Source organism: Lyngbya sp. CCY1209 (assembly GCF_055795065.1).
Genome location: NZ_JAYFER010000238.1, coordinates 1 through 22006 on the forward strand (window position 1 = coordinate 1; position 22006 = coordinate 22006).

General features: G+C 49.4%; 22 protein-coding genes. 19 read left to right on the top strand and 3 right to left on the bottom strand.

What is annotated here, in order from left to right; all coding sequences use genetic code 11:
* Positions 1–624: 624 nt before the first annotated feature.
* From AC0QHF_RS06020 to AC0QHF_RS06035, 4 genes are all read left to right on the top strand, one after another.
* Positions 625–1332, top strand: coding sequence for a DUF47 domain-containing protein (locus AC0QHF_RS06020; protein WP_324703286.1), 708 nt, complete (start codon positions 625–627; stop codon positions 1330–1332).
* A 319-nt stretch (positions 1333–1651) separates the two neighbouring features.
* Positions 1652–3142 (top strand): inorganic phosphate transporter, encoded by a 1491-nt coding sequence (locus tag AC0QHF_RS06025; protein ID WP_324703287.1) that lies wholly within the window; start codon positions 1652–1654, stop codon positions 3140–3142.
* A gap of 329 nt (positions 3143–3471) precedes the next feature.
* A complete protein-coding gene (locus AC0QHF_RS06030) occupies positions 3472–3621 on the top strand; it encodes a CHAT domain-containing protein (RefSeq protein ID WP_324703288.1) in 150 nt (49 codons plus the stop codon).
* Positions 3622–3824: 203 nt separating this feature from the next.
* On the top strand, positions 3825–5888 hold the full coding sequence (locus tag AC0QHF_RS06035; RefSeq protein WP_324703289.1) for a DUF262 domain-containing protein: 2064 nt from the start codon (positions 3825–3827) through the stop codon (positions 5886–5888).
* Positions 5889–5984: 96 nt separating this feature from the next.
* Here AC0QHF_RS06035 and AC0QHF_RS06040 read toward each other — a convergent pair whose 3' ends face one another.
* Positions 5985–6251: a hypothetical protein gene (locus AC0QHF_RS06040; protein ID WP_324703290.1), complete on the bottom strand. Its 267-nt coding sequence runs from the start codon at positions 6249–6251 to the stop codon at positions 5985–5987.
* On the opposite strand from AC0QHF_RS06040, the gene AC0QHF_RS06045 reads away from it, so the two are divergent.
* Complete coding sequence (locus tag AC0QHF_RS06045) at positions 6243–6818, top strand: Uma2 family endonuclease (protein WP_324703291.1); 576 nt, start codon at positions 6243–6245, stop codon at positions 6816–6818. The two genes, AC0QHF_RS06040 and AC0QHF_RS06045, sit on opposite strands and share 9 nt — an antisense overlap.
* Here the strand turns inward: AC0QHF_RS06045 and AC0QHF_RS06050 are convergent.
* Positions 6807–7232, bottom strand: coding sequence for a DUF1810 domain-containing protein (locus tag AC0QHF_RS06050; protein WP_324703292.1), 426 nt, complete (start codon positions 7230–7232; stop codon positions 6807–6809). The genes AC0QHF_RS06045 and AC0QHF_RS06050 overlap by 12 nt on opposite strands.
* Before the next feature lie 209 nt (positions 7233–7441).
* Between AC0QHF_RS06050 and AC0QHF_RS06055 the strand changes: the two genes are divergently transcribed.
* The 8 genes from AC0QHF_RS06055 (at position 7442) to AC0QHF_RS06090 (ending at position 15019) form a co-directional block, all read left to right on the top strand.
* Positions 7442–7810, top strand: coding sequence for a hypothetical protein (locus AC0QHF_RS06055; protein WP_324703293.1), 369 nt, complete (start codon positions 7442–7444; stop codon positions 7808–7810).
* Positions 7803–9224, top strand: a complete 1422-nt coding sequence (locus AC0QHF_RS06060) for a GMC family oxidoreductase (protein WP_324703294.1) — start codon at positions 7803–7805, stop codon at positions 9222–9224. Before AC0QHF_RS06055 ends, AC0QHF_RS06060 begins: the two co-directional genes overlap by 8 nt.
* An 11-nt stretch (positions 9225–9235) precedes the next feature.
* Positions 9236–10294 (top strand): NAD-dependent epimerase/dehydratase family protein, encoded by a 1059-nt coding sequence (locus AC0QHF_RS06065; RefSeq protein ID WP_324703295.1) that lies wholly within the window; start codon positions 9236–9238, stop codon positions 10292–10294.
* Positions 10294–10854 (top strand): hypothetical protein, encoded by a 561-nt coding sequence (locus AC0QHF_RS06070; protein ID WP_324703296.1) that lies wholly within the window; start codon positions 10294–10296, stop codon positions 10852–10854. The genes AC0QHF_RS06065 and AC0QHF_RS06070 overlap by 1 nt, the downstream gene beginning before the upstream one ends.
* A complete protein-coding gene (locus AC0QHF_RS06075) occupies positions 10851–11876 on the top strand; it encodes an NAD-dependent epimerase/dehydratase family protein (protein WP_324703297.1) in 1026 nt (341 codons plus the stop codon). Before AC0QHF_RS06070 ends, AC0QHF_RS06075 begins: the two co-directional genes overlap by 4 nt.
* A 12-nt stretch (positions 11877–11888) precedes the next feature.
* A complete protein-coding gene (locus AC0QHF_RS06080; RefSeq protein ID WP_324703298.1) occupies positions 11889–13520 on the top strand; it encodes a hypothetical protein in 1632 nt (543 codons plus the stop codon).
* A 71-nt stretch (positions 13521–13591) separates the two neighbouring features.
* Positions 13592–13942, top strand: coding sequence for a DMT family transporter (locus tag AC0QHF_RS06085; protein WP_324703299.1), 351 nt, complete (start codon positions 13592–13594; stop codon positions 13940–13942).
* A 30-nt stretch (positions 13943–13972) separates the two neighbouring features.
* The gene (locus AC0QHF_RS06090; RefSeq protein ID WP_324703300.1) at positions 13973–15019 is read left to right on the top strand and encodes a UbiA prenyltransferase family protein; all 1047 of its coding nucleotides are present in this window, start codon (positions 13973–13975) and stop codon (positions 15017–15019) included.
* A gap of 179 nt (positions 15020–15198) precedes the next feature.
* On the opposite strand, the gene serS is transcribed toward AC0QHF_RS06090, so the two are convergent.
* Complete coding sequence (serS, locus tag AC0QHF_RS06095; protein ID WP_324703313.1) at positions 15199–16494, bottom strand: serine--tRNA ligase; 1296 nt, start codon at positions 16492–16494, stop codon at positions 15199–15201.
* 458 nt (positions 16495–16952) lie between these two features.
* On the opposite strand from serS, the gene AC0QHF_RS06100 reads away from it, so the two are divergent.
* The 6 genes from AC0QHF_RS06100 (at position 16953) to AC0QHF_RS06125 (ending at position 21976) form a co-directional block, all read left to right on the top strand.
* Positions 16953–18269, top strand: a complete 1317-nt coding sequence (locus AC0QHF_RS06100) for an ABC transporter substrate-binding protein (RefSeq protein ID WP_324703301.1) — start codon at positions 16953–16955, stop codon at positions 18267–18269.
* Positions 18270–18279: 10 nt separating this feature from the next.
* Positions 18280–19188: a carbohydrate ABC transporter permease gene (locus AC0QHF_RS06105; RefSeq protein WP_324703302.1), complete on the top strand. Its 909-nt coding sequence runs from the start codon at positions 18280–18282 to the stop codon at positions 19186–19188.
* Positions 19189–19191: 3 nt separating this feature from the next.
* The gene (locus AC0QHF_RS06110; RefSeq protein WP_324703303.1) at positions 19192–20067 is read left to right on the top strand and encodes a carbohydrate ABC transporter permease; all 876 of its coding nucleotides are present in this window, start codon (positions 19192–19194) and stop codon (positions 20065–20067) included.
* A 28-nt stretch (positions 20068–20095) separates the two neighbouring features.
* Entirely contained in the window at positions 20096–21166 is a 1071-nt protein-coding gene (locus tag AC0QHF_RS06115; protein WP_324703304.1) for an ABC transporter ATP-binding protein, read from the top strand.
* A 201-nt stretch (positions 21167–21367) separates the two neighbouring features.
* Positions 21368–21673 (top strand): antibiotic biosynthesis monooxygenase family protein, encoded by a 306-nt coding sequence (locus AC0QHF_RS06120; protein WP_324703305.1) that lies wholly within the window; start codon positions 21368–21370, stop codon positions 21671–21673.
* Positions 21674–21772: 99 nt separating this feature from the next.
* A complete protein-coding gene (locus tag AC0QHF_RS06125; RefSeq protein ID WP_324703306.1) occupies positions 21773–21976 on the top strand; it encodes a DUF751 family protein in 204 nt (67 codons plus the stop codon).
* The last annotated feature ends 30 nt before the right edge of the window (positions 21977–22006 follow it).

Below are 22006 nucleotides of genomic sequence, written 5' to 3' on the forward strand. Positions count from 1 at the left end.
ACAGAACCCGAAACTTCCATGTGTCTTGGCGATTTCTAGCCCCTACACCCTACACCCTACACCCTACACCCGCGCGCCGCGCTATATCGTACAACTTTCCCAATCATCGACCGATGATTTTTGCTGTTAGTTTGGGAATTGATTCCCAAGCGGTTGGGTATGCAACCGAATTGAATGGGAGCATTGAAGCGAATTTGATATGAGTCAATTTATGCGATCGCAAATTCGGTCAGTTTTCGATCTTCGGGATGGTAAAATGGTGCTGTGAACCCGGCGACTGCCATTCCATCCAAAACTGATCAGCAAATAACTGTCACCATCGGCGATCGCCCAATTTCGCCCAATTCTTCAAACCGGGCCAAACTGTCTTCAAATAACGCGATGCCGCGATCGGTTTCCCCCGCGCGGACGTAGCTTTAGTGGGGGTTGACAGCCGAAGTTCAAAAATTGTAAAATGGATTCGATCAGGAAGATCTGGCTTTTGAATTGATGTATAATTCAACCCCTGGTCGAACAATTGTAGAGCAACCGGCAGAACGGTGAGGACATGACCCAATCCTGAGAGCGCCCGATCGCGGGCGGTTCACCCGTGGGGCGAGTCCGGGTTCCCCATCAAATTTGAGAATGGCGATCGCATCCATTCCCGTCGATTTGAAAGATTTTGAGAACATGAACAAAGACATCGCCCCCCTATTTGGAAAAACCAAATTTATCGAAGCTCAAATCGACGAATTCCTCGACAAGATCTCCGAAGGATGCCTATACTTTGAAATGGGGATGTCGTCCTATCTAGATGCCGAAGAAATTTGGGATGCCTGCGAAGCCAAAATGCAGCAATTGCGGGATGTGAAAGGGCGCTGCAACGAACTGAGGCGGGCGATCGAATCGGAACTCTACACCGAAATGTTGATCCCCGACTTTCGGGGAGACGTGCTGAGTTTGCTCGAAGATCTCTACTATTTGATCGACGTATTCGGCGACACCTATCAAAGTATTATTATCGAACATCCGGACATTCCCGAAACCTACCACCAAGACCTCAAAGAATTGACGGCGATGGCGGTGAAAAGTGTGGAAACCGTCGTCATCGCAGCGAGGGCATTTTTCCGCCACCCCGATGCCGTCCGCGACCACCTTTATCGGGTGCGGGTGTACGAAACGGAGAGCGATCGCATCGCCATCCGTCTCAAGAAAAATATCTTCAATTCCGAATTGCCCCTCGATCGCAAAATGCAGTTGCGGGACAGTGTAGATCTGATCGACAGCCTCGCCGACGCGGCGGAAGATGCCGGAGATGAATTGGCGATTTATGCCATCAAAAGGGTAATGTAACAATTAACAATTAACAATTAACAATTCATGTTCTCTGTGGGGGGTTGCTGGCATTAGCCCTCTGCCACCTTTCCCCGGGGTCAGGTTAAGAAACGGTTAAATATGCTACAATTTAAGATTGTAGTGGGTTTAAGGGAATTTGTGGCGCCGAGATGGGAGCCGCCGAACGGTTAATTTGAGAGAGCACGAGACGGTTTAAAATTGGGCGCGATCGCCCGTCAGGCAAGAGATACGGCGATCGCGATGTCGATGTGAGCCGAACCGTCGTCTTAACCTTTCGTTAAATTAAAACGGCGGACGGGCCACGACCGGGGAAACAATGGACGCGATCGCAATTTTAATTTTTCTTTCGAGCGGCTTATTTTTGGGCTGGTCTTTGGGTGCCAACGATGCCGCCAACGTCTTCGGAACCGCCGTCGGTAGCCGGATGCTGCGGTTCGGAACCGCCGCTTTTATTTGCAGCGTTTTCGTGATTATCGGCGCCGTTTTGGGGGGTGCGGGTGCCGCCGGGGGGTTGGGAGAACTCGGCGCCGTCAACACCATCGCCGGGGCATTTACCGCCGCCTTCGCCGCCGCTTTGACGGTTTTTTGGATGACAAAAATCGGCCTCCCCGTTTCGACCACCCAAGCCGTCGTCGGGGCGATTATCGGCTGGAACCAATTCAGCGGCTCGATTACCGATACCGATACTTTAGTTAAAATTCTGGGAACTTGGGTCGCCTGTCCCATTTTGGGTGCCATTTTCGCCGCCCTTCTCTATCATTTAGTCGAGGCGATTCTAGAGCGAGCCCAACTTCACCTTTTAAGTCTCGACCTTTACACCCGCTGGGGACTCATTGTGGCCGGGGCTTTCGGTTCCTACGCCCTCGGTGCCAACAATATCGGCAACGTGATGGGGGTGTTCGTTTCGTCCTCCCCGTTCACCGACTTTTACATCGGAACGGTGGCAATTACTTCCGTCCAACAACTGTTTCTCGTCGGCGGAATTGCGATCGCCGTCGGGGTTTACACTTACTCTAGAAGGGTGATGATGACGGTGGGCAACAGTTTGATGCCCCTGTCTCCCGTGGCGGCGTTCGTGGTGGTGGTCGCCCATTCTTTAGTGTTGTATATTTTTTCCTCCACGGGGTTGGAAAGCCTGTTGTCAAATGCGGGTTTGCCGACCATTCCCTTAATTCCCGTTTCCAGTTCCCAAGCCGTCGTAGGGGCGGTGATCGGCATCGGTTTGCTGCGGGGAATTAAAGGTGCAAGACAAATTCGCTGGCGGGTTTTGTTGGGCATCGCCTCCGGCTGGGTGTCCACGCCGATCATCGCGGCAATTATCAGCCTGTTCATGCTGTTTATCGTGCAGAATGTTTTCGATCAACCCGTGTATCGGGATGTGACTTACCGACTCTCCCAACCCGTTTTGGAACAGTTGCGGGAAGTGGGAATTCCGAGCGATCGCCTCTCCGACCTCAGCAGCCGTGCGATCGCGGGCGGTGTCAATTTTAAAGAAGAAGTGGAGGCCAGAGTTAACCTGACAAAAGACCAGGAAAAACAGCTTTTTGAGATCGCCCGAGTTTATCCCATTTATATCGACCCCACCCGCATCGAAGATTTGGATAAAAGCTATCTCAGTCCCGCCCAAATCGATGCCATCAAACAGGTTGCCGGACGCACGTTTTACCACCGCTGGCAGTTGGCGGAAGCCCTCGCCCGAGAGTGCGAAGCGTGGCAATTCCAACCCGACATCCCCCGCAATAAAGCCGAAAATGCCCAATTGAAAGAACAGTTAAATTATGTGGGCGATCGCTTTCACGTCCCCTAGCAAGGGTAAAGGGGAAGACCCATAATGTCTCCGTGTCCTCTGTGTCTCTGTGGTAAAATTTTTATAATAATGAATCGTTCGTAGTTGCGCTTCAGCGCTCCGCTCCGGGGCTAAAGCCCAACTACACAACCATCATTTAGAACGGTAAACCCGGTACGGACGGGCCGGGAATCGGCGGCGTGGGTATCGGAGGCGTGGGGAGGCTGGCGGAACAATTAAAGCCGGGAAATAGGCGAGAACAAATTGGGAGCGATTCAACGGGATATTCTCGATGAAAATACGGCGTTATTGGAATACCCGATCGGGCGCGATCGCTCCGAGCGGAATTGATGGTAAAATTTTATCAAAAAATGCTGGATGGGGGGCAGTCTCCAGCGGCGGCGTTGCGATCTGCCCCGATCGATTTGTGGCAGTCTTCGGAGTGGAATTCCCCGTTTTTTTGGGCGGGATTTACCCTGCAAGGAGAGTGGGAAGAGTGAGGGTTTTGGGTGCGATCGGCTGGTGGAAGTGTAACAGGCAAAAAATGAATAAGAATTGTTAACAACTGCTGGACAGGACTTGAAGGAGGCGTTACAGTAGAAAATCATAGGCTCGCGATCGGGCTTGGACGCAGTTCCGGAATGCGCCGAGGCTCGAAGGTTCTGGTGTGCGATCTATTGTAGCTACCCTCAACACTACCATCATGAAAGCCAACGAAATCAACCTCAACAAATTTTTGTCTCAGAGTGACACGCGATTTGTCATCCCAATTTATCAAAGAAATTATGATTGGGGTGATTCACAATGCAAACAGCTTTTAGATGATATTTTGGAACTCAGCAATAAAGAAGAGCTTAACGCTCACTTCATTGGCAGTATTGTGTACATTCGCGATGATGTTTACTCCGTTTCAGATATTAATGAATTGACGATTATTGACGGACAGCAACGCCTCACAACTGTCACTTTAATTTATCTGGTTCTACACAGATTGGCTCAAGAACTAGGCAAAACATCTTTAACGAATCAAATTTATGAAACTTACCTTATCAATAAATTTGCGGAAGGCGACGAAAAACTTAAGTTAAGACCAACCGAAAACAATGATCGAGCATTAAAATATATTTTGCAAAATGACAATCTCAAAGAATATACCGATTTTTCTCGAATAATTGAAAATTTCAATTATTTCCAGTCCAGGATCTCAGAAGAGAATTATCAGTTTGTCCTTAAGGGATTAAAAAAATTGATGTTTGTCGAAATTTCACTTGAAAGAGGAAAAGATGATCCCCAAAGGATTTTTGAAAGCCTTAATTCGACGGGACTTGAATTATCTCAAGCCGATCTGATCCGAAATTATATTTTGATGGATCTCAATCGAGAATTACAAAACAAAATTTACACAGTATATTGGGAACACATTGAAAGGCTGGCTAAAGATGAATCTAAAAATTCTAGTAAAGTCTCTGACTATATCAGGGATTACCTGACCCTCGAAAATAAAAAAATACCCAACAAAAACAAGGTTTATCAAGAATTTAAGTTCAAATATCCGACATCAACAGTGGCGGTTTTAGAGCAAAACCTGACTGTTCTCAAAAAATTTGCTTATCATTACAACAAACTCTTAAATCCAGCCAACGAAAAAGATCGGGATATTAGACTTCAGCTTGAATACATCAACCGACTTGAGATTAATGTTGCCTATCCATTTTTAATCAAAGTTTATGATGATTATTCAAGTCGCGCAATCACCAAACAAGACTTTATTAGTGTCTTAGAATTGATTCAATCTTTTACCTGGAGAAGGTTTATCATGGGTCTGTCAAGTAATTCACTCAATAAAATTTTTATGCGCCTTTATGAAGATGTGAATACTCAGAACTATCTTTACTCATTACAATTGTCTTTGATTCAGAAAAAGGGAAGCCAAAGGTTTCCGCGTGACCGAGAATTGATCGATGCACTCGAACGAAAAAATATGTATGAAATAAAGGCAAAAAACAGAATGTATTTTTTGGATAGACTTGAGAATTACCAAAACAATGAACCCGTCAAAATTGAAGACAATGAAGATATTACTGTAGAGCATATATTTCCTCAAAATCCAGTTCAACAATGGAAAAATGAATTGGGTGAAATGGAATTTAATACTATCAATAATAATTATTTGAACACGATCGCAAATCTGACACTTTCTGGCAACAATGGAAAATTAGGAAATAAAACTTTTATCGAAAAAAGAGATATGAATGTTGACGGAAAAGAGCAAGGCTATAAATATAGTCGGCTTTGGTTGAATCGCTATTTGAGCGAAATTGATCGATGGGGAATAAAAGAGATTGAAACTAGATTTGAAATGATTGTAGATCGCTTCTTAAAAGTCTGGCTTTTCCCAGATATTGAAATTGAAGAAAAAATGGATTTTAACGAAGTCAATATTTTTGACGCAGAAGATCCGACGGGCAAAAAGTTGAAGTATGCGATCTTTTTTGATCGAAAGCTTGAAATATCAGAGATGAGCAAATTATATCTAGAAGTGATGAAACATTTTTTTGATTCTCAACCTCAAGCATTCTTCACTTCTGATTTGGCAGAAAAAATAAGTCTGACCAAAGATCCGAATCGTTGCAGGCAAGCCACTGCGATTAATGAAACATATTTTATTGAAGCAAACATAGATAATAAAGGAAAATTTGAGCGCATAAAAAAGGCTTTGACAATTTTCGATTGTGAGGATGAACTCATCATCAAGTATAAATCATAAATTATGTGTTTGATGAGAAAGGTGAGGCAGTCCATGCCCGAGTTTTATGGCATACCGAATTGTACGAATAAATCCAGTTAAGAGCGAATAAGAAAACTACTCCGAAGTCCGAGTCATTCTTGGCTTCCTCTGCTGAATAAACTCGGCAAAATCTTTGACTTCTTCCAGCCAAGCTTCCGGCATTTCCTCAATCAACGTCAGCAATTGGGTTCGGACTCCCACAGTCTCCTCAGCCGATTTCACAAGCTGTAGACGAGTGATAACACTTCCAAATATTCCCGCACGGAAGCGGTAGCCTGGGCGAATAAGTTGAATCTGCTGTAAGATATTGATAATGAGGTTCGACAAAGAAAAATGATTCATAGTAAAAGTCACACCTATTTTACACCGGAAGAGTATTTAGAAATTGAGCGGGTGAGTCCGATCAAACATGAGTATCTACAGGGGCAAATCGTGGCGATGGCCGGAGCCAGTAAGGCTCATGTCATCATTACGGGAAATCTGTCCGCGCTGCTGGTCAATCACCTGCGCGACACGGGCTGTATTTCCTATGGGGTGGATATGAAGGTACGCCTCCCCGAATTGAATCTATTTTATTATCCGGATTTGGCGGTGACGTGCGACGATCGCGATCGCATTTCCGACGAAGATTTTATCCTGCATCCCAAGCTGATTGTGGAGGTTTTATCGGATTCGACCGAGGCCTTCGACCGGGGCGATAAGTTCGCCGATTACAAAGCGATCGCGGAATTTGAGGAATATGTGTTGATTCATCAAAAACAAGTTTTGATCGAACGATTTCAGCGCAAATCGGACAATCTCTGGATGCCTCAAATCTATCGTGCCGGCGAACAGGTGGAATTCGATCGCATCGGGTTTAAATGCGCGATCGCCGACCTTTACGAAAACCTCAATCTGTTATCTCAATAACTGCAAAGTCTTGGCATCCCGATCCCCGTCGTAAAACCGATCCAACAACTGCAAAAACACGGAATCTGGGGGCGACACCACCTCGAATAAGGTCGCGCAGGAGCGCAACTTCAAGTCATCGGGAGAGCCGAAAATATCGTGAGCCGATCGCCCCGTAATTCCCAACACCGTCGCGGTACATTCGAGCAGGCGATCGCCCAATATCGGATGGTTTAAATAGGCCTCTGCTTCCTCCAAACTTTGGATGGCGTACCGCCGCGACATGGCACTGAAACCCAAACCTTTGTATTGGGGGAAAATGTACCACATCCAGTGCGATCGCTTCCGGCCGGCTTTGAGTTCGGCTAAGGCGCGATCGTAGCTTGTGGCTTGTGCGTCCAGGAAACGTTTCAGGTGATACGGATCGTTTGTCATGTCGGGTCTTACAGTGCGTCCAAGAAACCGGGTTTCTATGATAGTTTAGATGTCTCCACCCGATTTTTCTGAAGACACCCGGTTTCTAATTCCGGATGCCGGAAATGTTATACTATATTTGATGTTATCACCTTTTGCAAACATTAAATCATAATAAATTTCGGATTGACAAACTTTCAAAATAACCGAAAATTGATCTCAAAAAAACCATGAACCAACTTTTCACCCGCACCGCTTCCGCCCTCTGTTACTCGATGATCCGCGATCGCACCCCCGCCGACGAAACCGCCGATTTCCACCAGAATGACGTAGTGATATTCGTCCTCGACCAACATCGCCGGATGCCGGATTACCTGCAATTTCCCATCTGGTTACTCACTGTTATTTTCGACTGCTGGGGATGGCTGCGCGGGTCGCCCTTTCACCGCCAAACCCCCGATCGCCGCCGCAGTCAGATCGAAGCATGGAAAAATTCCCCCTTCGGCCCCTGCCGAGATTTGATGCGCTTTTACGAGAGTTTGGTGGTACTCTGTTGGCAATCTTTGGTCAATTCGAGTCCCCGCGATCGTCATGTCTGAATCCCAGTCCTGCGAAATTGCCGTCATCGGTTCCGGCCCTGGGGGTGCCATCACCGCCTGTTTGCTGGCCGAAGCCGGACGGGACGTTTTGCTCATCGAAGACGGATCTTTTTTACCCCTCGAATCCTGCGAGCCCTTTTCCCAGGAAGAAATGGTGCAGAAATATCGCAATGGGGGGTTAACCGCCGCCCTCGGTAAGCCGAAAGTTCAATATGTGGAGGGGCGCTGCGTGGGGGGCGGCAGCGAAATTAACAGCGGGCTCTACCACCGCACGCCGCCGGAGATTTTGGAACGCTGGCGCCGGGAATTTCAGGTGGAGGGGCTCGCGGACGCCGACTTACTGCCCCATTTTGAGGCCTGCGAACGGGCCGTCACCGTCTGTCCCCTGCCGGGAAAGCCCCCCGCCGCCTCCCTGAAACTCCACGAAGGGGCGGTGAAATTGGGGTGGGAATCGCTGGAAGTCCCGCGCTGGTTCCGTTATGAAACCCAGGACAACCCGAGTTTGCCACCGAAAGGAACTCGCCAGTCGATGACCCAAACCTTTATTCCCCGGGCGTTACAGGCGGGTTGTCGGCTGTTGTCGGAGACGCGAATTGACCGGATTCGCAGGCGGGGGAAACGGTGGATTTTGTCGGGAAATCGGGGAGAAATCGAGGCGGAAACGGTGTTCGTCTGCTGCGGGGCCATCCACACCCCGGCCCTGTTGCGGCGCAGCGGCATCACTGAAAATGTCGGCAATTCCCTGCAACTGCACCCGACGGTGAAGGCGATCGCGCAATTTCCGGAGGCTGTCAACGCCCGCGACATGGGGGTTCCGGTGCATCAGGTGAAGGAGTTCGCCCCCCGGTTCAGTTTCGGCTGTTCGATCAGTTCTCCGGCTTACCTGTCCGTGGGAATGGTGGATCATCCCGAGTTTGCGGGGGAGGTGCACCGCCACTGGCAAAATATGGCCATTTATTACGCGATGATTACGGGGTCGGGCCGGGGTTCGGTGCGCCCCCTCCCCGGTTTTCGCGATCCCCTGGTGCGCTATCGCCTGAGTGGAGAGGATTTGCGGGATCTGGCCGAGGCGTTGCGGAAGTTGGGCCAATTGCTGTTCGAGGCGGGGGCGATCGCGCTTTACCCCAGTTTATCGGGGTTCGGGCGGTTGGCGGGCACGGCGGATTTGGATCGCATCCCGGAGGTGCTCCCGGCGGCGAGTTCCAATTTGATGACGGTGCACCTATTTTCCTCCTGTCCGATGGGGGAAAATCGCCGGGTTTGTGCGGCGGACTCCTTCGGCCGGGTGCACGGTTTTGACAATCTTTATATTGCCGATGCGAGTTTGCTGTGTACGGCGCCGGGGGTGAATCCCCAGGGGTCGATTATGGCGATCGCGCGGCGGAATGCGTTACAGTTTTTGGGCAAAATTTAGGTGAGGAGAAAATGAGCGATCGCGTTTTAATTACGGGTGCGTTGGGTTGGCTGGGAATCAGTTTGGTAAAAGCGTTAATCAAGGGAATTCCAGATGTCGAACGGTTGTCGCAACCGAAGGACGATTTAACCCTCCGCTGTCTGATTTTGCCCGGTCAAGATCCCGAAAGTATCCAAAAAATTTCGGATCAAATTGAAGTAATTGTGGGGGACTTGCGGAATCCCAAAGACTGCGATCGCTTCTGTGAGGGGGCGGACGGCGCGACCCTATTTCACACCGCCGGAATCATCCATCCCCGCCAGGTTTCTGAGTTTTACGATATCAACGTTGAGGGGACGAAAAATTTGTTAAATTCTGCGGTAAAAAATGGGATCAAACGGGCGGTTATTGTATCTTCCAATTCCCCCTGTGGCTGCAATCCCCACCCCGACCATTTATTTGATGAAAAATCCCCCTACAATCCCTATATGAATTATGGGAAATCTAAAATGTTGATGGAATTGGCGGTTTCTGAGGTACAAAAATCGGGCAAAATCGAAACCGTCGTCGTCCGTCCGCCCTGGTTTTACGGCCCCAACCAACCGCCGAGACAGACCCTATTTTTTAAAATGATTCGGGATGGCAAGGGCCCGATTGTGGGGGATGGAGATAATTTGCGATCGATGGCTTATCTGGACAATCTCTGTCAGGGAATATTGCTGGCGGCGGAGTCGGAAAATGCGAACGGCGAAACCTACTGGATCGCGGACGATCGCCCCTATTCGATGAATGAAATTATCGACACGGTTGAGAAGTTATTGGAATCTGAATTTAACCAAGTTTGCGCCCACAAACGTTTGAAATTGCCGGGAATTGCCGGGGATATCGCCACCGTGGTTGATGGGAGTTTGCAACGTCTGGGATTGTACCAGCAAAAAATTCATGTTTTGTCGGAAATGAATAAAACCATCGCCTGTTCTGTCGCCAAAGCTAAACTAGAATTGGGCTATTATCCTGTAGTTTCCCTGGAAGAGGGGATGCGTCGCAGCCTCCAATGGGTGTTCGACAATTACGGGGGAATCGATAACTGATGGCGGATTATATGATCGTCACGGAGGGGTTGACGGCGACAGAATCGCCGGAAGCGGTGGAGAATTTATCGGATTATTTTGAAGCGGTGGTGCGTCGGGTGGCGGCGGATGCGGAAACGGGCGATCGCGTGTTCGTGTCTCCCGGAAATTCCTTCGGACATTCCAAGTCGGAGGAGGATTATGCCGCCGAATTCCTGCAAAAACTCCGCCCGGATTTGCAAATTTTCGTGCCTGCCAATGTGCGGGATAGAACTTATTTGGATACTTTTGACAATGCCCGGGTATTGAGGATAGGGTTGAAACGGGAAAAATTATGGCCGCTGGGAGAGGTTATTTTATACTGCAATCAACCCCACAGTCGCAGAAGTCGGGCGATGTTTCAATTCTGTGGTTTTCGGGTTGAAAGGGTGGTGGGGTGTCGCCCGGAAACGGTTTCTCGCGACATCGCCCCCCGGTTGTGGTTTTACAATTATCCGCCGGTTCAATTCCTTTACGAATCGGCGACATTGGTTTACGATTCTTGCAGGTTTATCGTTTGGAAGGTTAGCGGCAGTCCATGAAACATCTGGTGACAGGGGGTTCCGGCTTTTTGGGCAATCTGATCGCCCGCCGGCTGTTGGAACGGGGGGAAGATGTCAAAATTCTCGATATTTGGGACGATCCCACTCGCCCCCCGGAAATTGAATATATCAACTGTGATATTCGCGATCGCGCGGGTGTCGCCGCCGCCATGAAGGGGATCGATATCGTTCATCACAATGTGGCGTTGGTGCCCCTCACCAAGTCGGGGGATAAGTTTTGGGAGGTGAATGTCGAGGGCAGCCGCATCGCCGCCGAGGAAGCGGCAAAGGCGGGGGTTGGCAGTTTTATTCACATGAGTTCCAGCGCGTTATTTGGCGATCCCAAATGTCCGATTACTAACGACACGGAACCCCAGCCGGTGGAGATTTACGGACGGGCGAAGTTGGCGGGGGAATTGGCGGTTCGCCAGGTGTGCGATCGCGAAGGTTTGCCCTTGATTGTCATCCGCCCCCGGACGATTTTGGGCGAGGGACGGCTGGGCATTTTTCAGATTCTCTTTGAGTGGATTCAAGAAGGGCGAAATGTTTACGTTATCGGCGATGGAAATATCAAGTTTCAGTTCGTCCACGCCCTGGATTTGATGGACGCTTACCTGCTGGCGTTAGATTTGGGAAAACCGGGAATTTACAATGTCGGAAGCGATCGCTTTGGAACCCTGCGACAGGGGTTAGAGAATTTAATAACCTACGCTGGAACCGATTCCCAGGTTAAAAGCCTCCCCACCGGGTTGACAATCGGAACGCTGAGGCTGTTGGATATCGTGGGTTTGAGTCCCCTCGCCCCCTGGCACTATCTCACCTACCACAAAGAATTTTATTTCGACGTTCAACCCCTGTTAAACTTGGGCTGGAAACCGAAATACTCCAACGACGAAATGTTCAAGGAAAGTTACGATTGGTTCCAGAAAAACTACGATAAACTACAGGCAGAAAAGGCGGGTTCTGCCCACCGAAAACCCGTGAAAGAAAAAATGCTTTGGCTTCTCAAGCAGTTTTCATAGGATGCTTGAAGTATGACGGTATTGAGTTTCGATTCAAAACAGTTCAAATTCCACGCGATCGCCTTAATTGTCTGTCTTGCTTTGAGTGCGATCGCCTACGGAAATATCGTCGATTCGTTTTTCCTGTCCGATGATTTCAACTGGGTTTACCAAGTAAAAACGCGAGGTCCACTGGGCGTTTGGACGACTCCCCCGGATGTGTTTTTCCGCCCCCTCGTTTCCCTGACACTGTTTTTTGACTATCAGATTTGGGGATTAAATCCCGTCGGCTACCACCTGACAAATATATTCTTTCACGGGTTGAATGGTTTTCTGGTTTATCAACTGTCTCGTCTCCTATTTCGGGGGGCAAAACTGGCTGGAAAGTTTGTCACTATTTTCTCGATTTTATCGGCATTTATTTTTATCATCCTTCCCAGCCACGTCGAAGCCGTCACCTGGATTGCGGCGCGATCGGATGTGATCGCTACCAGTTTTGGGTTGGCGGCATTTTGCTGTTATTTGAAATATAAGGAGACGGGCGATCGCAGATGGTTTCTATTCTCCTATCTCCTTTTTTTACTGGGTTTGCTATCGAAAGAATCGGTTCTCGTTTATCCCGGCTTCCTATTTTTGTATGAAATTTACGATCACATTAATCAAAAAAAATCCGCAAATAAAATTTATAAAATATTTTATTTGCCCCTAATTTATGCCACTGCATTTTTTCCCTATTTTGGACTCAGATATTGGGGATTAAAACAATTTATTGGAGGATATGGAAGTGACGTTCACATGAACTTCGATTTCGCCATTCTTCTGCGGGGTTTGTATTCCAGTATCAGGATTTTTATCCCACCCCTAAACCCCGTCTACGCAGGAATATGGCCCCTGTCTTTTTCGGTGTTTTTGGCGGTAATTTTAATTTTTACTATCGTCTGTTTTTGGAAAGGGGGGATTTACAACTCAATTGCCAAATTGGTCATTTTGTTGCTGGGTTTATTTTTTGTTTCCCTGTTACCTGTCATCAACATCCCCGTCTCCCTCTGGACAACCGAGGGGGAACGGCTACTGTATCTCCCCTCGGTGTTTTTGGTTATTTTGAGTGTGTTCGTTTTGGGATTTTTATTATCTCGGTTTCGCCTCATAACGGCAATTGTTTTTATAACTCTATCCCTCTTTTTCTCCTATCAACTCTACGCCTCCAATCAAAAATGGATTGCGGCGGGACAGATTTCAAAGCAAGTGCTTGAAAGCATCGATCGCGAACTTGAAGGGGATGGAATGTTCTTGATCAACATACCCGACAGTTTGAATGGTGCCTATATTTATCGAAATAGTTTATATCCCGCCACTCAACTCTTTTGCCAGTCCCAAATTGACTGGATTGACAATGCAAGTTTCCACAACATCCTCAGTCCGTCGGATGCCGTGGATGTCACCCAGATAGCCGAGAATGAGTATCGGGTTCAACTGCGATCGCCGGGAACTTTCTTTATGAACGTACACCTTCCATTTGAAGATCGACTGGAAACCCAAAACTTTACAATTTCGGATGTCGATTACACCACCCTGCAATCCTTTACCATTAAAATCAAAGAACGAATCAAACCGAATCAAGTCGCTTACTACTCGCAGGGACAAGTCATCAGCCTAAAAAATTAGCCCTTCCCTTGCTGAGGGTTGGGTGGGGTTCTCCCTCCTCAAAATGTTCACATATTATGGGAAACTGCGATATGAATTTTTATCTGAGTGGATGGGGATTTTTGATGCTGGCTGCCGTCAACAACTGTATCGGCAGTCTGCTGTTGAAAAAGTCGCGACTCGTCGCCACCGATCCGGGGTTATTGGCATTGTTGTTTTCTCCCTGGTTTATCGGAGGAATTATGGTGTACGGAATCAACGTGATTTTGTTCGCCAGAGCTCTGGACAAACTCCCCGTTTCCACCGCCTATCCGATTTTTGCAGGGATCGGGTTTAGTTTAATTGCGATCGCCGGAAATGTATTATTCGGCGAACGGTTTGAACTGAATCAGTGGGTTGGGCTCGCCACCATATTTGCTGGTATCATTATCATGTCCCGCTGAGGACTGTGCTGTGGTGTTAGAGTGAGTGCAATGAAACCTAAATTTGGTACGAGAATTCAAGCAAAATCTGCGGATATCTCCGACTCAGACGATCCTCAAGTTTCGCTCGGAATTCGAGATATTATCAAGCTGCTGCGTCCCCACCAGTGGACGAAAAATCTGTTCTGTTTGGCGGGGGTAATTTTTGGCGGGAGGCTGCTGCAACCCGAGGCGATCGCCAACGGTATCCTCACCGTCATCCTCTTTTCAATGATAGCATCCGCCGTCTACATTTTCAACGACATTCAAGACATCGAACGCGATCGCCAACATCCCAAAAAGCGACTCCGTCCCCTCGCCAGCGGACGGGTGAGACTGACAACTGCCACCGCGATCGCCGTTTTCTTAGTAACCGTTTCCCTCATCGGTTCTTACCACCTGGGAATCGCCGTATTTTCCTGCCTGCTGCTGTACGGAATTAACAATATCGCCTACTCCCTAAAACTCAAAAATATTCCCCTCTTCGACGTCAATTGTATCGCCTTCGGTTTCGTCCTCCGCCTCCTCGCCGGCATCTACGCCGTGGGGGACACCCCCACCGCCTGGATCACCCTTTGCACGTTCTTTTTAACCCTATTTCAAGGCTTCGCAAAACGGCGATCGGAACTCCTCTCCCTCCTCCACAAACAAAACCCCATCGAATCCTTAGAAGAATTATCCCCCGCATCCCTCCATCCCGCCGGAAAACACTCCTATCTAAAACTCTTTTATCAGCGAGGACAAACCAACCAACAACGCCCGGTTTTATCCCACTATACCTTACCCTATCTCGACTCCTTGATCAATAGTACGGCGACCATGACCATCATGTGTTATTCCCTATTTACCATCAGTTCAGACAAAAATCCGTCCCTGGTAATCACCGTTCCCATCGTCTACTATGCCGTCATGCACTACAAGCGGATCGTCACCGTTTTGGCGGCAGGAGAAGAACCCGATCGCATCTTAATCGAAGATAACAGCATCAAAATTAGCCTGCTGTTGTGGTTGTTGTCCTACTTGGCGATCGTCTATTTTGACCTGCAAATTTTTGTTTAAAACTCGTAGAATTGATTTTCTCCCCTCTCCCAGAATTGGGAGAGGGGTCGGGGGTGAGGGCGATTCTACTCTGACGCTCATCCGTCCGTCGAATAAAGTCACGAAGATTATTATAGCATTATAATCAATTATAATGTCGGGTTGAGCGGATGCCCAACCCAACCGACTCGGGCAAAATCCTACAGTATTTCCCGCCCTAAATAAGGCTGCAAAACCTCGGGAACCCGAACCGTTCCGTCCGGCTGCTGGTAGTTTTCCAACACCGCCGCCATCGTCCGTCCGATCGCCAATCCGGAACCGTTCAAAGCGTGGACAAACTCGGTTTTCTTCTTCTTCTTCTTCTGGTCGCCCTTGGCTTCCCGGTAGCGAATGTTCGCCCGCCGAGCCTGGAAATCCATCACGTTAGAACAGCTCGAAATTTCCCGGTAGGTTTCCGCCGAAGGCAACCAAACCTCCAAATCGTAGCACTTCGCCGCCGCAAATCCCAAGTCTCCCGTACACAATTCGATGACGCGATAGGGCAGTTTCAAAGCCTGCAAAATCCCCTCGGCATCTGCCACCAATTTTTGGTGTTCTTCCTCGGAGGTTTCCGGTTTGACCAATTTCACCAACTCGACTTTATTGAACTGGTGGAGTCGGATCAAACCCCGGGTATCCTTGCCGTAACTTCCGGCTTCCCGGCGAAAACAGGGAGTAAAGGAACAGTGGTAAATGGGAAGATTTTCCACTTCTAAAATCTCATCCCGATATAAGTTGACCACCGGGACTTCCGAGGTGGGGATCAGCCACAGGTCGTCCTCGCCGCACTTGAAACTTTCCTCGGCAAATTTGGGTAGTTGACCCGTCCCCGTCAAAGATGTGCTGTTCACCAATAGCGGCGGCATCACCTCGACGTAGCCGTTCGCCGTGTGGGTGTCGAGCATGAATTGAATTAAGGCTCGTTCCAAAGCAGCACCCGCACCGACGAGGGCGACGAAACGACTTTGGGCTATTTTTACCCCTCTTTCAAAGTTAAAAATTCCCAACTTTTCGCCCATTTCCCAGTGGGGTAAAATGTCGGAATTTTGGGTTTTGTATTCGTCTCCCCAGCGGCGAATTTCGACGTTTTCATCTTCGCTTTTTCCCACCGGAGTGGTTGGGCTCGGGAGGTTGGGTAGTGGCAACAAGAGGGCGTCAATTTCGGCGGCTAACTCTTTTTCTTGGGGTTCGAGATCGCCCAATTGGGACTTGATTTGCTGTCCCTCGTCCCGCAATTCTTGGACTTCCGGCCCTTTGGGATCGACCCCGGACTTGATTTTTTCTCCGACGAGTTTTCCGATCTCGTTGCTGCGGGTTTCGAGTCGGATGCGTTCCTGTTCGAGCGATCGCCGTTTTTCCTCCAACGCCAAGATCGGCTGCAGATCGTAATCTCCCCGCAGGTTGAGGCGGTCTTGAACGGCCTGTGGATTATCCCGAATGAGTTTGATGTCTAACACTGCTGCTTCCCAAAATGCTGGCTGGCACGATGTTGCCAATCTTGACCAAATTTTACCGGCGATCGCGGTTTCTGTACAGACCGCCCCGCCCCCGTCCGCCGTCCTCCGACCCGATCGCCCTCCTTTTCCCGTCATTTTTGCGGTTAAAAATCGTCCATTTCGACGGGCTAAATTGGGTCTCGATCTGCGATCGGCGACGGTGGAAAATCGAGGGCCGTGTCCCCCCGCAATCCGACGATCGCCGGTCTCAAATATTAAGGAATCTAAACTTAGATTGCAATTCTTTCCATCTCTATCTATAATAGCAACCTGGATCGGGGTCGCCTCCCTTGGGGGGATGCGATCGCCCAGATGAGTCGCCGATCGCCAAGTTTCGCATAAGTTTGTCTCGGATTTCATCGATGCTAAATCGAGAAATCGCCAATGGTAACAGTGATCAAATTATCTCTCAAAAAATCATGTTTAAATTTCATGCCATTAAATTGAGGATTAATATTCGCCCTCCCAATTCCAAATCCCAAGGATTCTGGCTTCATTTTGGATTAGCGATCGCCACCTTTGTGGGTATCATTTGCCTCGCCGTGCTGCCGGCTATCACCCAACAACCCGTGACGGTGAAAGTCCTCATTCAAGCCCTGGAAGGAACCCAGTGGGAACCGTTAGTCGAGGATTTCAATAACGAACACCCCAATCTTCGCCTCGAAGTCGTCAAAGGCCCCAACAACACCAACTTGGTTGAAGATCTTTATACCTCCGCATTTTTGCTGGGAGATTCCCCCTACGATCTCGTTTACATGGATATCGTTTGGGTGCAAAAATTTGCAGCAGCAGGTTGGTTGTCGAGCCTCTCAGATCGCGTCACAGAAACACAGTTAGATGCCTATTTAGAAGGAGATGTCAACGGCGGTCGCTACGAAGGAAAATTGTATCGAATGCCCTTCCGAACCGACGGGGGAATGCTCTACTACCGCACCGATTTATTGAAGGAAATTGGGGCGGAACCGCCGGAGACTTTCGAGGAATTGATGACCCTATCCAACACCCTGCAAGAGCAAGAATTAGTCCCCTGGGGATACGTCTGGCAGGGCAAACAATATGAAGGATTATCTGCCATGTTCACCGAGATTTTGGAGGGATACGGCGGATTTTGGATCGACGCGGACACCCAGGAAGTCGGTTTGGACAAACCCGAGGCGATCGCAGCAGTAGAATTTCTGCGCGACACCATCAGCGAAGGCATTTCTCCCCCCGGCGTCACCACCTACGCCGAAGAGGAAACCCGCCGCCTATTTCAAAATGGCAATTCCGCTTTTTTAAGGAACTGGCCCTACGTTTATTCCCTGGCTTCGGACTCGGAAATTGCCGGAAAATTTGCCATCAAACCGATGGTTCACCAACCCGAACACGGCAGCGGTGCCTGTCTGGGCGGTTGGGGATTCGGCATTTCTGCGAGTTCCGACAATCAAGACGAAGCTTGGACGGTGATCGAATATTTCAGTCGCCCAGAAGTGCAGATTAAATACTTCCTAGAAACCGGGTACGTCCCCGCCAAAACATCCCTTTTTAACGATCCTCAGTTAGTGGCAAAATTTAGCTACCTTCCTGACCTGTTAAACGTGGTTCAAAATCCCGTCCTGCGTCCGCCCGTCGCCCAATATGCCCAGGCTTCCGACATCCTCCAGCGTTACCTGAGCGCGGCTCTGACGGGCAGTCAAACCCCGGAACAAGCCATGCAAGCGGCGGCGAATGAAACTCGCGCCCTGTTGAAGCGATAAACCCAATATCATGACTCAAAATAATATCGATCGCAGAGAAAAACTCACCGGCTGGTACTTAATTACGCCGGCACTGCTCATCCTCGCTTTGGTGTTTATTTACCCCATCGCCCGGGCGTTTTGGTTGAGTTTATTTACCAACAATTTAGGAACCCAACTGGAATCGGTTTTTTCCGGTTTCGCCAACTATCAGCGCCTGGTCGGTGATGGTAGATTTTGGCAGAGTATGTGGAATACCAGCATCTTTACCGCCGTCTCCATTTTAACCGAATTGGTGCTGGGAATGGCGATCGCCCTGGTGTTGAATCAAGCCTTTTTCGGGCGGGGATTCGTCCGCACTTCTTCCCTCATTCCCTGGGCGTTACCTACGGCGGTGATGGGGTTAGCTTGGGCGTGGATTTTCAATGACCAATATGGAATTGTTAACGACCTCCTCACCCGCCTGGGATTGATCGCAACACCCATCACTTGGCTGGGCGATCCCACCCGGGCGATGCTGGCGATGATTATCGCCGACGTCTGGAAAACCACCCCCTTTATCGCCATCATTCTTTTGGCGGGTTTGCAATCGATTTCCGGCGATTTGTACGAGGCTCACGCCATCGACGGGGCGACGCCGTGGCAGAGTTTTTGGCAAATCACCATCCCCCTCGTCACCCCCCAAATTATCATCGCCCTGCTGTTCCGATTTGCCCAAGCTTTCGGCATCTTTGACTTGGTGCAGGTGATGACGGGTGGGGGGCCGGCGGGTGCCACGGAAACCGTCTCTATTTATATCTATGCCACGGTGCGAAGATACCTGGATTTCGGCTACGGTGCGGCCCTGGTAGTCGTCACGTTTTTACTGCTGATTTTAGCGGTGGCGATCGCCGCATTTTTCCTGTCGAAATCTCGCGTCAACGTTATGGGAGGTAAATAATCAATGTCCGTCACCAATCAACCCGCTCCGGAATCCCAAGCCAGCGGAAAAATTAACTACAGCAAAATTGCCCTGTGGGTGGGCGTCGTCCTCACCATTATCTTCTGCCTCGCCCCCGTTATGTGGCAATTATTGACTTCTTTTAAAACCAACGAAGCCATTTCCACTATCCCCAACATTTACTTCCCCAGTCCCGACCAATTAACCTGGGATCATTACGGAAGTTTGGGATGGGGATTCCTGCGCTACGTCTTCAACAGCGCCTTCGTTTCCCTGACTTCGACCGTCCTCTGTCTGGGCGTGGGCGCCCCCGCCGCCTACACCCTGACTCGCCTGAAAATACCGGGAGAAAATATCATCCTGGTGTTTATATTGGTGATCAGTTTATTTCCCTATGTCCTGCTGTTTCTGGGACTCCTGGAAATTGTCAAAGCCTTGGGTTTAGGAAATAATTACATTGCCCTCATTATTCCCTACACCGCCATCAACCTTCCCCTGACAATTTTGGTGCTGAGGAGTTTTTTCCAACAACTGCCCAAAGATCTGGAAGATTCGGCTAAAATTGACGGTTATAGCACCCTGGAGATGCTGTTGCAGATTGTCCTTCCCATGACCCTCCCGGCGTTGGTGACAACGGGAATTCTCACGTTTATTTTTGCCTGGAATGAGTTTATTTTTGCCCTCACGTTTATCACCCGAGAGGAGATGTACACCATTCCCGTGGCGGTGGCACAAATCGGCGGGGCATCCGTCTTTGAAATTCCCTACGGCCCGATCGCAGCAGCGACCGTCACCGGAACCATTCCCCTGGTGATTTTGGTGCTAATTTTCCAGCGCCGGATCGTCCAAGGCATTACCGCCGGTGCGGTCAAAGGTTAATTCTTTCCCACTCAACTTTTAGATGATCATGGCTCAACTTCAACTGAAAAAATTACGCAAGCAATTCGCCCACAATGTCATCCCCGTCAAAGATGTCAGCGTCAACGTCGATGACGGCGAATTTCTCACCCTCCTCGGCCCCTCCGGGTGCGGAAAATCGACCCTGCTACGGATGATCGCCGGACTGGATATGCCAACGGAAGGTCTGGTGATTTTGGGCGACGAAAACTTGACCAACATCCCGCCAGGAAAGCGCAACATCGCGATGGTGTTTCAGAGTTACGCGCTGTATCCCCACATGACCGTTTCGGAAAATATTTCCACTTCGCTGCGGCTGCGAAAAGTTGACGGTGCGGAGATTGAAAAGCGGGTAAATGACGTTTCCAACCGCCTGGGAATTGCCCACCTCCTCGATCGCAAACCGGGACAACTTTCCGGGGGTCAGCGGCAGCGGGTAGCCCTGGCGCGGGCCCTCGTCAGAGATCCGGATGTTTTCCTGCTCGACGAGCCCCTGAGTAACTTGGATGCGCTGTTGCGGGAACAGGTCCGCGCCGACTTAAAACAACTGTTTGAATCCCAACAAAAACCCGTGGTTTACGTCACCCACGACCAAACGGAAGCGATGACGCTTTCGAGTAAAATTGCGGTACTTTACGACGGGTATTTGCAGCAGTTGGCGACCCCCGCCGAGATTTACATGAAACCCGCCAATCGATTTGTCGCCGGGTTTGTTGGCAGTCCGCAGATGAATTTGTTGACGTTGGATTGCGAGGACGGCAAAGCCGTTTTGGGGGACTTCCGCATCGAGCTCCCGGATCTGAAGGCACCGCCCCGAGTGATCACCTTTGGCATCCGGCCGGAGGACGTTTTTTTGAGGGAAGAAAGCGACGCCGATACCGTCAACGGAAAGGTGTATTTGGTGGAAGATTTGGGGAAAGAAAAACTCCTCAGCGTCCGCATCGACGGTTCCGATCAAACCCTGCGGGCGATCGTGCCACCGGATCAAACTTGGGAGAGCGAAACGGTGCAATTGACCCTGCCCCGAAAGCAGATGCACTGGTTCGACGTGGAGTCCGGCGATCGCCTGAACCGAGAGTAATTGATAATTGATAATTGATTATCAATTGATTCGGGTTGAACGTCAATTGTAGGGGGCGTTCCCAACTCTCACCGACCACTTGACCGATAATAGATGAGTAGGAACGCACCCCAAAAAACTTGCACGACTCACGCCTCCCAAGGGGCTGCAATTCTATGGTATGATCGGTTCACTTCCGATAGAATTTCACTTTAAAAAATCATGATCACCTTTGTGAGTGTCTTTACCGTGATCCCCGAAAAACAACCGGATGCGCTCCGAGCCATTCAGAAGGTTTACAACGAAGTCGCGATCCACCATCCGGGCTTCATCTCCGCCCAGTTGCTCCCCAGCGACGACGGAAACCGGGTCACGGCGATCGCCCACTGGGAAAGCGAAGAGGATTTAAAAGCCATGAGAAATACCCCGGAATTTACAGAACTTCACGACCGCGATTTTTTGCCGACGATCGTGGGGAATGACGGCCACCTTTACAGCCACTCGGTCGCCATCAAACGAGTTTTATAAAACTGGCGCCCGAACCCCCTTCCCGACTTGTCGAAATGAGCGACAAGTGTTAATACTAATAGAATGAACCCCTTACCGTTGGATTGATAAAAACAACCCATGAAAGACTTTTTTGAAAATGTCTCCCGCTATCCCCGCTACCTGATCAGCTTCAGCCTCGGGATCTTCTTCTTCCTGTTTGAACGCTTCAAACCCCTCCTCAACCGTCCTGTCACCGCGATCGCCCTGTTGGGTTTGGTGGTGGGCGTGTTCCTGTTCACCTACTTTACCCTCGAGGGGATGTTGGGATTGAACGCCGTTTAGAACCGTCCAACAAATTGTTGCAGGGTCAAA